1 protein-coding gene is annotated in these 1,069 nt (G+C 67.5%); it reads left to right on the forward strand.

The annotated features are described in order from the left end of the window. A partial coding sequence (gene tuf / locus MKK82_RS00335) for an elongation factor Tu (protein WP_243984219.1) occupies positions 1 to 1,069 on the forward strand: 1,069 nt, incomplete at both ends.

Here is a 1,069-nt window from a genome sequence, read left to right on the forward strand (position 1 = left end):
GGGGCGACGTTCACGGCCTACGACCAGATCGACAAGGCTCCGGAGGAGAAGGCGCGCGGGATCACGATCTCGACGGCGCACGTGGAGTACGAGACGCAGAACCGTCACTACGCGCACGTGGACTGCCCCGGCCACGCCGACTACGTGAAGAACATGATCACGGGCGCGGCGCAGATGGACGGCGCGATCCTGGTGGTGTCGGCGGCCGACGGGCCGATGCCGCAGACGCGCGAGCACATCCTGCTGGCGCGTCAGGTGGGCGTTCCGGCGCTGGTGGTGTTCCTCAACAAGGTCGACATGGTCGACGACGAGGAACTCCTGGAGCTGGTCGAGCTGGAGGTGCGCGAGCTTCTCTCGAAGTACGACTTCCCGGGCGACGACATCCCGATCACCAAGGGCTCGGCGCTGATGGCGCTGGAGGACAAGGAGCCCAAGATCGGCAAGGAGGCGGTGCTGGCGCTGATGGCGACGGTGGACAGCTACATCCCGCAGCCGGAGCGTCCGATCGACCTGCCGTTCCTGATGCCGATCGAGGACGTGTTCTCGATCTCGGGCCGCGGCACGGTGGTGACGGGCCGGGTCGAGCGCGGGATCGTGAAGGTGGGTGAGACGGTGGAGATCGTCGGCATCCGCGACACGCAGACCACGACGGTGACGGGCGTGGAGATGTTCCGCAAGCTGCTCGACCAGGGTCAGGCGGGCGACAACGTCGGCGTGCTCCTGCGCGGCACGAAGCGCGAGGACGTGGAGCGCGGCCAGGTCGTGTGCAAGCCGGGTTCGGTGAAGCCACACGCCAAGTTCAAGGCCGAGGCCTACATCCTGACCAAGGAGGAGGGCGGGCGCCACACGCCGTTCTTCACGAACTACCGGCCGCAGTTCTACTTCCGCACGACGGACGTGACCGGCATCTGCACGCTGCCGGAGGGCACCGAGATGGTGATGCCGGGCGACAACGTGACCATGGACGTGGTCCTGATCGTGCCGGTCGCCATGGAGGAGAAGCTGCGCTTCGCCATCCGCGAGGGCGGCCGCACCGTCGGCGCCGGCGTCGTCGCCGCCATCAACGACT

This window comes from Methylobacterium sp. E-046, assembly GCF_022829625.1.
Lineage (GTDB): Bacteria > Pseudomonadota > Alphaproteobacteria > Rhizobiales > Beijerinckiaceae > Methylobacterium > Methylobacterium longum.